11 protein-coding genes are annotated in these 12,257 nt (G+C 47.0%); all 11 read right to left on the reverse strand.

Features of this window, described 5'->3' with window-relative positions:
• Positions 1 to 157: 157 nt before the first annotated feature.
• A complete protein-coding gene (gene rnr / locus SALPA_RS05170; RefSeq protein WP_145090542.1) occupies positions 158 to 2,425 on the reverse strand; it encodes a ribonuclease R in 2,268 nt (755 codons plus the stop codon).
• Between the two features lies 1 nt (position 2,426).
• Complete coding sequence (locus SALPA_RS05175; RefSeq protein WP_145090545.1) at positions 2,427 to 2,822, reverse strand: PaaI family thioesterase; 396 nt, start codon at positions 2,820 to 2,822, stop codon at positions 2,427 to 2,429.
• Positions 2,815 to 3,573 (reverse strand): carboxylesterase, encoded by a 759-nt coding sequence (locus tag SALPA_RS05180; RefSeq protein ID WP_145090548.1) that lies wholly within the window; start codon positions 3,571 to 3,573, stop codon positions 2,815 to 2,817. Before SALPA_RS05180 ends, SALPA_RS05175 begins: the two co-directional genes overlap by 8 nt.
• Before the next feature lie 37 nt (positions 3,574 to 3,610).
• Complete coding sequence (locus tag SALPA_RS05185; protein ID WP_145090551.1) at positions 3,611 to 4,330, reverse strand: gamma-glutamyl-gamma-aminobutyrate hydrolase family protein; 720 nt, start codon at positions 4,328 to 4,330, stop codon at positions 3,611 to 3,613.
• 227 nt (positions 4,331 to 4,557) lie between these two features.
• Positions 4,558 to 6,564 carry a sodium-translocating pyrophosphatase gene (locus SALPA_RS05190; RefSeq protein ID WP_145090554.1) on the reverse strand — a complete coding sequence of 669 codons (2,007 nt, stop codon included), beginning with the start codon at positions 6,562 to 6,564 and terminating at the stop codon, positions 4,558 to 4,560.
• A gap of 79 nt (positions 6,565 to 6,643) precedes the next feature.
• Complete coding sequence (gene secG, locus SALPA_RS05195; protein ID WP_145090557.1) at positions 6,644 to 6,874, reverse strand: preprotein translocase subunit SecG; 231 nt, start codon at positions 6,872 to 6,874, stop codon at positions 6,644 to 6,646.
• 265 nt (positions 6,875 to 7,139) lie between these two features.
• Entirely contained in the window at positions 7,140 to 7,370 is a 231-nt protein-coding gene (locus tag SALPA_RS05200) for a hypothetical protein (protein ID WP_145090560.1), read from the reverse strand.
• Positions 7,371 to 7,398: 28 nt separating this feature from the next.
• Positions 7,399 to 8,685 (reverse strand): phosphopyruvate hydratase, encoded by a 1,287-nt coding sequence (gene eno / locus SALPA_RS05205; protein ID WP_145090563.1) that lies wholly within the window; start codon positions 8,683 to 8,685, stop codon positions 7,399 to 7,401.
• A 47-nt stretch (positions 8,686 to 8,732) separates the two neighbouring features.
• On the reverse strand, positions 8,733 to 10,274 hold the full coding sequence (gpmI, locus tag SALPA_RS05210; protein WP_145090566.1) for a 2,3-bisphosphoglycerate-independent phosphoglycerate mutase: 1,542 nt from the start codon (positions 10,272 to 10,274) through the stop codon (positions 8,733 to 8,735).
• A 17-nt stretch (positions 10,275 to 10,291) separates the two neighbouring features.
• Positions 10,292 to 11,044 carry a triose-phosphate isomerase gene (tpiA, locus tag SALPA_RS05215; RefSeq protein ID WP_145090569.1) on the reverse strand — a complete coding sequence of 251 codons (753 nt, stop codon included), beginning with the start codon at positions 11,042 to 11,044 and terminating at the stop codon, positions 10,292 to 10,294.
• A 21-nt stretch (positions 11,045 to 11,065) separates the two neighbouring features.
• Entirely contained in the window at positions 11,066 to 12,253 is a 1,188-nt protein-coding gene (gene pgk / locus SALPA_RS05220) for a phosphoglycerate kinase (RefSeq protein ID WP_145090572.1), read from the reverse strand.
• Positions 12,254 to 12,257 lie beyond the last annotated feature (4 nt).

Genomic DNA, 12,257 nt, shown 5'->3' on the forward strand with positions numbered 1-12,257 from the left:
TACATATTAATTGTATAGTATCTGCTACTATACGTCAATTGGTTTGGCCCGAAAGGGAAAATGGCGAAGTGAGATGGCCACCCTACTGCTTGCAATGACCGATTTACGTTCACTGCAAGCGCGGTAAAGTTGTCCAAAGAGTGGGTGGGTTGCTTGGCTATTTTTGGGGCGCCCTGGGCTTCTTGGGCCTGGCAGCAGATTTCTTCTTGGCCGTAATCGATTGCGGTTTATTGGTACTGCGCTTTTGACTGGGTTTATTACGTTTTTGCACTGTTGTCTGACTATTGACAGCTTGCAGAGGATTATCCGCCTTTGCCACCACATAGTCAATAGTACGTTCTGCCGGGTTGACCTTAGCTACCATGATCTTGACCATGTTGCCCAGCTGATAAACGTTGCTTGTCCGTTCCCCGATCAAAGAATACTGTTCTTCGACATACCGATAGTAATCGTCATCCAGACTTGATACATGTACCAAGCCTTCAATGCCATTGGCGATTTCAACAAAAAAACCAAAGGCAGTAACCCCGCTAATGATGCCGTCAAACTCCTGACCAACGAACTGGGCCATGTATTCTACCTTTTTCAAATCAACGGTTGCACGCTCCGCTTCAGCTGCCGCCCGTTCCCGTTCAGAGGAATGCATGGCAATCTCCGGCAGCATGGTTGATAATTTCTGACGACGTTTAGCTGAGATATCGCCAGTAGAAAAAGTCTCACGAATAAGACGATGAACAATCAAATCCGGGTAGCGCCTGATAGGCGAGGTAAAATGCGTATAATAGGTTGCCGCCAGTCCAAAATGCCCCAGATTCTCGGCATCATAGCGAGCCTGTTTGAGTGAGCGCAGCATAACAGTGCTAATAATGCGTTCTTCGGGACGCCCGGCAATCTTACTAAGCACTCGCTGCAGGGCCATAGGCCGAATTTCCTGGGTTTTCGGTAAATGCTGGCCAAAGTTTCCCAGCAACACATTCAGTCTGGCCATTTTTTCTTCGTCCGGTTCTTCATGTACCCTAAACATGGACGGAATACCTAACCAATGCATATGCTCGGCAACCGTCTCGTTGGCGACAAGCATAAATTCTTCGATAATAGATTCGGCAATGCTGCGAATCCTCTTTTCAATGGCAATAGGTCGCCCCGCATCATCCAGCTTTACCTTTATTTCCGGGAAATCAAAATCAATGGCTCCCCTGCGCATCCGGCGGTCACGTAAAATCCGGCACAAGCGCTCCATTTCTTCCAGCGGCCCCACCAAATCGGCATACTTGTCCCGTAGCTCTTCATCATGATCGGCAACAATCTGCCGCACAATATTGTAAGTTAAGCGGTTTTTTACCCGAATTACGCTCGGGAAAATTTCATGATTGATTACTTGGCCGCGACCATTAATCTCCATCTGGGCTGATAAGGCCAATCGGTCCTCCCCGGCGTTTAAGCTGCAAATTCCGTTCGATAAGCGGGGTGGCAACATCGGCAGTACCCGATCAACAAGGTAAACACTGGTGCCTCTGGCTCTGGCCTCATTGTCCAGGGGTGTGTTTTCCCGTACATAGTGGCTGACGTCGGCAATGTGTACACTCAGCAGATAGTGGCCGTTTTTCTGGCGCTCAACATAGACAGCATCGTCTAAGTCTTTGGCATCGTCACCATCAATTGTGACAAGATTGAGTTCTCTAAGGTCTCTGCGTCCTAGTAAATCCTCTGGACTAATGGTCGTGGATACGCGCTCGGCCGCTCTTTCGACCTCTGGTGGAAACTCAGTAGGCAGGTTATTGTTCTTGATGATGGATAATATCTCTATCCCGGAATCGCCCTGCTGGCCTAATACCTCGACAATTCGTCCTTCGGCGCTTTTTTGTTTGTGTGGCCACTCAATAATCTCGACAACTACCTTGGCTCCTGTTTTGGCACCATTAAACTCATCTTTCGGCACAAAAATATCCCGGCCAATCCGGCGGTCATCTGGCAGAACAAAGCCGAAGTTACGGCTGGCCTCAAAGGTTCCCACAACCTTGTTATTGTTCCTGGTGACCACCCGGATAATTTCACCCTCAACTGCTTTGCCGGAAACATGCCGCTGATGCATACGGGCTACCACACGGTCACCATGCATGGCACCACCAAGAGCATCTGGTGGAATAAAGACATCATCTAGCTCCTGATCTTCCGGTAAAATAAACCCGAATCCCTTGGTTGTTGCTGAAAACTTGCCAACAACCAGATTCATGCGGTCAGGCACGCCAAATTTACCATAACGGGTTTTAATAATAGCAGCCGTTGCCTCCAGCTTGTCCAGTATCTGCCAAAATTCTTCCAACTCTTTGCCACGAATGCCCATACCATCAGCCAAGTCTTCTGCGGTGAGTGGTTTATAGGCTTCTTTCCGCATAAACTCCAGGATTCTGTCTGACAAATCCATATTATTCATCTCCTTTTATGGCAACCATAGCTTTTCCTTCAGCCGTTACTGTTCCATCCTGCAAAGTAATCTTACCGGCTAGTTCCACCATTTTTCCCCGTTTACTGGTAATCCATCCGCTTATCGTTAATTTTTCTCTAATCGGGGTTGGCTGACGGAACCTCACCTCCAATTTGGCCGTTACCGCAGTAAGGCCTTGAGCATATAGATAGCGGGCCATTATTTCATCCAACAGCGTGCTTATCAATCCACCATGCATAATACCGTTATAACCTTGATGCTCAGGACCAGCAGTAAAGTCTGTCAAATAGACATCATTTTCTTCCCAAAAAGTAAGTTTGAGCCCAATGGGATTACGCGGTCCACAGGCAAAACACCAGTCATTCATATCACTCATAATGCACCTCGTCTAATTTCCGGCCAAAAAACCGGCCAATTTCCTGGAACACATATTCTCGCTCTGTGTCCAGGGTAATTATGTGTCCCGATTTGTTAAGCCACACCAGTCTTTTATCAGTACTTCCCAGCTTATTGTAGATATATTGAGCACTTTCGGGTTCAACCGTGTGCTCTTTTTTTGATTGAATAACAAGCGCCGGTACTGTTACTGACGGCAAAAGAGTATCAACATGGTTGATTAGATGAATAAGGCTGGTTAAGCTGCTAAGCGGTGTCATGTCATAACTAATGGAGTACTCCTCGCCCCTATCAGGCAAACGCTTGCGCTTTTTCGAGACAAAGTTAGTAAACATCCGGTAAAGCGGCAATAATCGCAGCCGCTTGTTGGCGATATAGATGGGAGCGCTAAGTAAAGCCAGCTTACTTACTGGATACTCACTGGCTAGTTTAAGAGTTAACAGACCGCCCATTGACAAGCCAACAGCTGCGACATTGCTGCACATCCCGCTTAATACATGATAGCCATCTTCGACACTGCTATACCAGTGCGGCCAGCTTGTTTTCGCCATATCCTCCGGTGTAGTTCCGTGTCCTGAAAGCCTTGGGGCTAACACAGTATAGCCCAGACTATTGAGATACTCGCCTGCTAGGCGCATTTCTGACGGTGCCCCGGTAAATCCATGCACGACAAGTACACCGGTTTCACCTCCTGGTAAAACAAAGGGCTCAGCGCCCGGCATTATGGCCAAGTAAAACTCCCCCCCATTGTGTTACTATCTACCTTTATTATTTCCGGTTAGCGGTGTTGACAAACGCTGTAAATAGCTCAAGCATAGCCGGATTTTTATAAATCATAAGTTCAGGATGCCATTGAACACCAACAGCAAAAGGCGCTGCTTCGTGCTCTACGGCTTCGATAACTCCATCTTTGGCTCTGGCAGTTATCCAAAGCCCAGGAGCTGCCACCTTGATTGCCTGATGGTGGAAGCTGTTAGTCATAACCGTATCTCCCCATAAACCGGCTAGCCTACTACCGTGTTCCAAAATTACAGTATGTCCAGCATAATCTCCAGCAGATCGTTGATCATGCTGAACTGTAGGTTCTGTCAGATGCTGGTTAATACTGCCACCTAGCGCAACATTAAGCAATTGGCAGCCCCGGCAAATACCTAATATTGGTTTACCTGACGCCAGCGCCTGTTGTACCAATTCCAATTCATGCGTATCACGCTCAGGAAGTACTGTACCCAGTTCATGCATTGGCTCTTCTCCAAATATCTGTGGCTGGATATCGCCGCCTCCCGAAAGCAAGAGGCCGTCAACTGCAGCTATCTGCTCTGCTATTGCCGCCTGCTCTGTAATTATCGGCAGCAATACAGGCACACCACCAGCACAGAGTACTGCCTGTATGTAGGCATCACTCACAAATTGCCGTTTGGTACCTGCCATGATGCTGCCTGCGGTTAAAAATTGGCTGGTAGTAATGCCTATCAATGGTTTTGCCACATCAGCTCACCTCAGCATAATTTATTTTCCAATACATTTGTAAGTATCTGTGGCCATTATATGCCGTTATAGCTAATTATACCATTGTCTGCCACGTAAAGGAAATATAGCTTATGTAAGCCATAAGCGTGAAAAGACTTGACTGCGCCAGGTCTTTTAGGATGCCTTAGTCAATAAAAAATAATAAAACGCCAAGCAATAATTGCTTGGCGTTTTATATTGATAATTTACGAAAAAAGAAGCGGAGCAATAATGAGTGAAATAGTACCAGCAACTTTAATCAGCGGGTTCATTGCCGGACCGGAAGTATCCTTGAATGGATCACCTACGGTGTCGCCGATAACAGCAGCAGCATGGGTTGGAGTACCTTTGCCGCCGTATTTTCCAGTCTCAATCCATTTCTTAGCATTATCCCAGGCACCACCGGCATTTGACATAAATAATGCCAAAAGTACACCAGCTGCAGTGGCACCGGCCAGGAAACCAGCCAAGGCTTTTGCCCCAAGAATAAAACCAACAAGAATAGGCGAGCCTACAGCAAAGATGCCGGGAACGATCATTTCGCGTATAGCCGCTTTCGTGCTAATATCTACACATTTGGCATAATCAGGACGACCAGTGCCTTCCATAATGCCAGGGATTTCACGGAACTGACGGCGAACCTCGCCAATCATTTCAAAAGCAGCTTTACCTACAGCTTCCATTGTGAACGCACATACCAGAAACGGCAGGGTTGCACCAAGGAAGATACCAATAATTACTGTTGGTTCGGTCAGATTAATCACTAAATGACCATTTGCTAACAGACCGGAGAGTTTAGGGTTTTTGGCAATTTCTTCACCAAAAGCAGTAAACAAGGCTAATGCAGTAAGAGCAGCAGAACCAATGGCAAAACCTTTGGCAATTGCAGCCGTAGTGTTGCCAACTGCGTCTAATTTGTCAGTAGTTTTGCGAACCTCAGGACCAAGATCGGCCATTTCGGCAATACCACCAGCGTTGTCGGCAACCGGACCAAAAGAGTCAACGGCAACAACCATACCGGCAGTACAGAGCATGCCCATGGCGGCCATAGCAATACCATAGATACCAGCTGCACCATAAGCTATCCAGATAGCAGCAGCAAATACCAGCATCGGCAGCGCGGTGCTTCTAAGGCCACAGGCAAGACCTGCAATAACATTGGTCGCCGGACCTGTTTGTGAAGCATCAGCAATATGCTGGGTAGGTGTTTTACTGCTTGAAGTATAGTATTCAGTAATAGCGCCAACAAGCACGTTAACAGCTAAACCACAAACAACAGCAATCGTAATGCCTATGGCCTTGGCCGGAAGCATAGTGCTGGCAATGGCATAGGTAGCAACGGCAACAAGAATATTAGTTCCCCATATCCCTCTATTCAGGGCAGCTTGAGGATCACCATCTTCACTGGTTCTAACTAAGAAGGTACTGATAATAGAAGCAAAAATTCCGGCTGCACCGATTATTAATGGGAACAACACACCGTTAATATCACCCTTGAATACGGTTTGACCAATAAGCATAGCTGCAATAGCGGTAGCGGCATAGGACTCAAACAAGTCAGCTCCCATGCCAGCGGTGTCGCCAACATTATCACCCACGTTATCAGCAATAACGGCTGGGTTACGGGGATCATCCTCCGGAATACCTGCTTCAACCTTACCTACCAAGTCAGCGCCAACGTCAGCTGCTTTGGTAAAAATACCACCGCCGACACGGGCAAAGAATGCAATGGCGCTAGCGCCAAAGGCAAAGCTGTTAATAACAACAGGATCTCTAAAAATTATGTATAACGTAGATACACCCAAAAGTCCCAAACCGGCAACAGACATGCCCATAACGGCACCGGCACGGAAAGAAACGCTCAGCGCTTTGTTAAGACTGCTGCGGGCAGCTTCCGTTGTACGAGCGTTCGACTTGGTTGTCGAAGTCATTCCTACATAACCGGCAATGGCGGAGCAAATAGCACCTACCAGGAAGGATACAGCCAATTTGTAGCCATCCACATAAAAGAGTATTAAGAAAATGACGATGGTAAACGGAATAAGTGTTTTGTACTGGCGATTAAGAAAAGCCATAGCTCCTTCAAAAATTGCCTGAGAAATGTCCTGCATTTTTTGGTTGCCTGGGCTTTCCCTCAGTACGCTAGCCATGAAATACGCAGCAAAAGCTAGCGCCACAAGTCCAGCGAACGGCGCAATGTACAATAAATCCATGATTATCTTTCCCCCTTTGACTAAAACTTGAAAATACCTCAATATGCCGGAGATACTCCAGCCATTGAGGTGAGTAGCCCTACTGCATCAATTTAACCAAAACCATTGTTACAAGTCCGAACAATGCGGCAAGGATAATTGTTGCTTTGGCCAAAATTGCATCAAGTCCTTTAGCTTTGCTACCGAACATAGATTCGGCCCCTCCGGCAATTGAACCTGACAAACCGGCACTTTTACCTGACTGCAATACTACTACGGCAATTAGTGCAATAGAAAGTACACCTTCTAATATCATCAGTCCTGTTATCATTTCTTTACACCCCCCATGACTGATACCTATCCTTTGCTGCAATACCACGCTGCCAAGGCATAACCATATTCTAACACACTTAAACGCTGCTTGACAATTCTTTCGTCAAGGTTTTCACACATATATATTATACATATTTTTACCAGTTTGTCAAAAAATAAACACGACTTGCACTGAGCCTTTAGCGAAAGTAAAAAATTATCCTTCTGTTGGGAAAAATAAACAGCCGAATGCTTCGGCTGTTTATTTACCTGTTTTCTACGCCTTAATAGGGGGGTAGTACCGGATCGGGATGGTCCACAGAGGAATTAACATTCGTAGCATGCCTGTTATAGCGGCTAGTACAGCCAATCTGTCCTTCCTGCTGCTGAATGACTTCCATGTTAGAACTGCCGCAATGCTTACAGATATTATTTTTTAGGCATTCCAGCAAATCGTTCTCACAATCATCCAGGTAGCCGCAGTCATTGCATTTTAGCAAAAATCCCTTCGGCATCTTTTGTTCACCTCCCTTCGGCGCGAACTTATCTTAAGTTATAGAAAACCTTATACCCGCGGTATTGGGCCAGATCGCCCAACTGCTCTTCAATCCGGAGTAATTGGTTATATTTCGCCACGCGGTCTGTACGGGCAGGCGCACCAGTCTTGATCTGACCAGCATTAACAGCTACCGCAATATCAGCAATTGTGGCGTCTTCTGTTTCCCCGGAACGATGTGAAATTACACAGGTATAACCAGCACGTTTTGCCATTTCAATGGTATCAAAGGTTTCTGTCAAGGTACCAATTTGGTTTACCTTAACCAAAATGGAGTTAGCCGTTTTGGCAACAATCCCCTGGCTTAACCGTTCCACATTAGTAACAAACAGATCATCGCCAACTAGCTGAGTTTTGCTGCTCAAACGATCAGTTAAAAGCTTCCAGCCATCCCAGTCATCTTCAGACATGCCGTCTTCAATCGATATAATAGGGTATTTTTCAACTAACTGACTATAGTATTCCACCATTTCGGCCGAAGTTTTCACAACACCTTCACCTTCAAGATGGTATTTTCCGTCTTTAAATAATTCGGTTGCGGCAACATCAAGGCCAAGCATGATTTGTTCGCCTGGTTTGTAACCAGCTTTTTCAATAGCTTCAATAATGATTTTCAATGCTTCTTCGTTAGATGCCAGATTAGGAGCAAAACCGCCCTCATCGCCAACGGCTGTCGCTAAATTGCGGTCAGCAAGTACTTTTTTGAGGTTATGATAGATTTCCGCACCCATTCGGAGGGCTTCCGCAAAGCTTTCTGCACCTACCGGCAGGATCATAAACTCCTGAATATCCACATTATTATCGGCATGCTTGCCGCCATTTAAGATGTTCATCATGGGAACAGGCAATTCTTTGGCATTGGCACCTCCCAAATATTGATACAAGGCCATATCCAAAGAGGATGCCGCTGCTTTTGCGGCTGCCATGGAAACACCTAAGATAGCATTAGCGCCTAATTTGGCTTTATTGGGAGTACCGTCAAGCTCAATCATGGCCTGGTCAATACCGATTTGGTCAAGAGCGTCCATACCGACAATTTCCGGCGTTATAATTTCATTAACATTTTCTACAGCCTTGAGCACACCTTTACCCAGGAAACGGCTCTTGTCGCCGTCGCGAAGCTCAACAGCTTCATAGGCGCCGGTAGATGCGCCTGATGGAACAGCCGCACGACCCAAGGTGCCATTTTCCAGTAGTACGTCAACTTCAATAGTAGGATTACCGCGGGAATCAAGTATCTCTCTGGCTAAAATATCGACAATTGTTGTAGACATATATTTTCCTCCTAATATATACGAATTTACTATGTACTTATGGAAATTTACTTCCGTAACAGACTCTTACCGGTCATCTCCGCCGGCTGGGCAATACCAGCCAATTCCAGGATAGTGGGAGCAATATCAGCTAAAATCCCTTCCCGTAGTTTGCTGCCACGATGTATTTCTGAAACCATAACAAGCGGTACCTTGTTGGTAGTATGGGCAGTAAACGGCTCGCCTGTTTCCGGGTCGAGCATGGCTTCTGCGTTGCCGTGGTCGGCTGTTATCAAAGTAATACCGCCCCGGTCACGCATAGCATCCACCAAGCGACCAACACATTGATCCACTGTTGTTACGGCACTGATAGCAGCGTCAAGTATACCTGTATGGCCAACCATGTCCCCATTAGCATAGTTAAGAATAATCAAATCATATTTACCTGATTTAATGGCCTCAACTACTTTATCAGTAACCTCAAGGGCACTCATCTCCGGCTTCAGATCATAGGTAGCTACTTTGGGCGAAGGAATCAAGAGCCGTTCTTCACCGGCAAAAGGATGTTCCGCCCCGCCATTAAAAAAGTACGTAACATGAGCGTATTTTTCCGTTTCAGCAATTCGCAGCTGGGTATACCCCGCCTGGCTGACTACCTCTCCTAGCGTATTAACTATGAGCGTTGGTGGAAAAGCCACGGGGACATTTAAGGTTTCATCATATTGGGTCATGCTGGCAAAATGAAGGGGGATGCAATCATTCTTGCGTTCAAAACCGTCAAAGCCAGCATCAGTAAGCGCCCGGGTAAGCTGTCGGCCCCGGTCTGGACGGAAGTTGAAGAAGATAGCACCATCAGCTGGTTTTATCCCCGCAAAACTGCTGTTGCTCATAATGGTCGGCTCAACAAATTCGTCCGTTTTCCCGGCCTGGTAAGATGCCTCAACAGCCGCTACTGCATTACTAGCTTGTGCACCCTGACAATAGACAAGGGCTTCATATTCCTTGCCAGTACGTTCCCAGCGTTTATCCCTGTCCATAGCATAATAACGGCCAGCTATGGTAGCAATCTGACCGATCCCAAGTTCCGCCATTTTAGCCTCAAGTGCTTTGATATAGGAAATAGCGCTACTTGGTGGTACATCCCGTCCGTCTAAGAACGCATGGACATAGACTTTCTTTACCCCCTGTTTTTTGGCTAATTCCACCAAAGCATACACATGGGTAATATGACTGTGAACACCGCCATCAGACAACAGCCCCATCAGATGCAGTGCCCCCTCTGATTTGCGGGTCTCGTCACACACCTGACAGAGTACCGGATTGGTGAAAAAATCTCCATCCCTGATCGATTTGCTGATACGGGTAAGTTCCTGGTAGATAATCCGGCCTGAACCAATAGTAAGATGGCCAACTTCCGAGTTTCCCATTTGCCCTTCCGGCAAGCCAACAGCTTCCCCTGAGCACACAAGCTTGGTTACTGGATACAGCTCTGCTAACAGTTTAATATGCGGGGTATCAGCTCTGGCAATGGAGTTAAACTCGTCATTTTCGCGGCCAATTCCCCAACCGTCCAGAATAACAAGTGCAATTGGCGATGATAGTTTAGACACGTTTTTTCTCCTCGCGGTTATTTGAACTTAACTAATTTGCTAAAAGACTCAGCCTCTAAGCTTGCCCCGCCGACTAATGCGCCGTCAATATCGGGTTTAGCCATAAGTTCAGCCACATTGTCAGGCTTAACACTGCCGCCGTATTGGATACGGATGCTCTCAGCGCTGGCTTGACCAAACATTTCGGCAACCGTGCGACGGATAAAGGCGCACACTGCATTGGCATCCTCAGCCGAAGCCGTGCGGCCAGTGCCGATAGCCCAAATGGGTTCATAGGCAATAACCAGGCCGGCCACTTGCTGCGCGCTAAGGCCTTCAAGCCCGCCTTTCACCTGGGCGCCGACAACCCGTTCGGTGGCATTAGCTTCCCGATCAACCAACGCTTCGCCGACACACATAATTGGCTTCAAACCGGCTTTAAGCGCGGCTTTAAGTTTGTTATTCACAGTTTGATCTGTTTCCGCAAAATATTGGCGGCGCTCTGAGTGACCGATAATCACATGGGTACAACCAATATCTTTGAGCATACCGGGCGCAATTTCACCAGTAAAAGCACCTTTTTCTTCCCAATGCATATTTTGAGCACCTAAACCGATATTGGTTCCTGCTATAGCAGCAGCTATAGCAGTCAAGGCCGTAAACGGCGGACATACAACAATCTCCACGTCGTTTACTGCGTTTGTTAGAGCGTTCAATTCCTGCACAAGTATAACGCCTTCTCCGGCTGTTTTATGCATTTTCCAATTACCGGCAATAATGGGCTTGCGCATAGTCTCCACTCCTTACTAAAATTATTTATCTGCCAATGCAGCAATGCCTGGCAATTCTTTGCCTTCTAAAAATTCAAGTGACGCGCCGCCGCCTGTTGAGATGTGAGTAATCTTAGCAGCAAGCTTAAGTTTTTCCAGGGCAGCCACCGAATCACCACCACCGACAATGCTCTTAGCACCTGACGCAGCCACTGCTTTGGCAACTGCCTCGGTGCCGATAGCAAAAGCGTCAAATTCAAATACACCCATCGGGCCATTCCACACGACGGTTTTTGCTCCGTGCAGAGCCGCTGCAAATTTTTCAGCCGTTACCGGACCAATATCGAGAGCCATCCATTCACTGGGTATTTGCGTAACAGCCACGGCCTTGTGGTCAGCGTCGGCAGCAAAGTTTTCAGCCACCACGACATCTTCTGGTAACAGCAGGTTTACGCCCTTAGTTTTGGCAGTCGCAATAAGCTCTTTGGCCAAAACCAGCTTATCAGCTTCTACCAGGGACTTGCCCGTTTGGTAACCTTGGGCAGCCAGAAAGGTATTGGCCATACCGCCACCGATGATCAGGGTATCAACTTTATTTAACAGATTTTCAATGACCCCAATCTTATCAGAAACCTTAGCCCCGCCAATAATGGCCACAAAAGGGCGCACCGGATCGGTAACAGCCTGCCCTAAAAACAGCAGCTCTTTATCCATCAGAAAACCGGATACGGCTGGTATGTACTTGGCTATACCATGCACTGAGGCATGAGCCCGGTGGGATACGCCAAAGGCATCGTTAACCAGGATTTCTGCCAGACCAGCCAGTTGTTTGGCAAATTCAGGATCATTTTTTTCTTCTTCAGGATTAAAACGCAGGTTCTCCAGCATAAGCAATTGCCCCGGCTGAAGAGCGGCCGCCATTTTTCTGGCTTCCGGCCCCACCGAGTCATTGGCGAATAAGACCTCGCGGTCATGAAGTAATTGTGACAGCTTTTGTGCAACAGGCTTGAGTGAAAACTCGGGCGCAATTTTACCTTTAGGCCGTCCCAGATGGCTAGCGATAATAACAGCCGCGTTTTTGGACAGCAAAAATTCCAGGGTGGGAATCGTAGCCCGAATACGGGTATCATCAGTAATGTTGCCAGCTTTATCCATTGGTACGTTATAGTCTACCCGCACTAAAACTTTTTTACCTGATACCGAAATATCATTTAAGTTTTTTTTATTCATAACC

Origin of the sequence: Sporomusa sp. KB1, assembly GCF_007830295.1 — a bacterium.
GTDB lineage: Bacteria > Bacillota > Negativicutes > Sporomusales > Sporomusaceae > Sporomusa.

Bases quoted from the DNA above. Each gene is read 5' to 3' on its own strand.
- pgk (WP_145090572.1), bottom strand. From the start codon at position 12,253: ATGAATAAAAAAAACTTAAATGATATTTCGGTATCAGGTAAAAAAGTT.
- tpiA (WP_145090569.1), bottom strand. From the start codon at position 11,044: ATGCGCAAGCCCATTATTGCCGGTAATTGGAAAATGCATAAAACAGCC.
- rnr (WP_145090542.1), bottom strand. From the start codon at position 2,425: ATGGATTTGTCAGACAGAATCCTGGAGTTTATGCGGAAAGAAGCCTAT.
- SALPA_RS05175 (WP_145090545.1), bottom strand. From the start codon at position 2,822: ATGAGTGATATGAATGACTGGTGTTTTGCCTGTGGACCGCGTAATCCC.
- secG (WP_145090557.1), bottom strand. From the start codon at position 6,874: ATGATAACAGGACTGATGATATTAGAAGGTGTACTTTCTATTGCACTA.
- SALPA_RS05190 (WP_145090554.1), bottom strand. From the start codon at position 6,564: ATGGATTTATTGTACATTGCGCCGTTCGCTGGACTTGTGGCGCTAGCT.
- SALPA_RS05200 (WP_145090560.1), bottom strand. From the start codon at position 7,370: ATGCCGAAGGGATTTTTGCTAAAATGCAATGACTGCGGCTACCTGGAT.
- eno (WP_145090563.1), bottom strand. From the start codon at position 8,685: ATGTCTACAACAATTGTCGATATTTTAGCCAGAGAGATACTTGATTCC.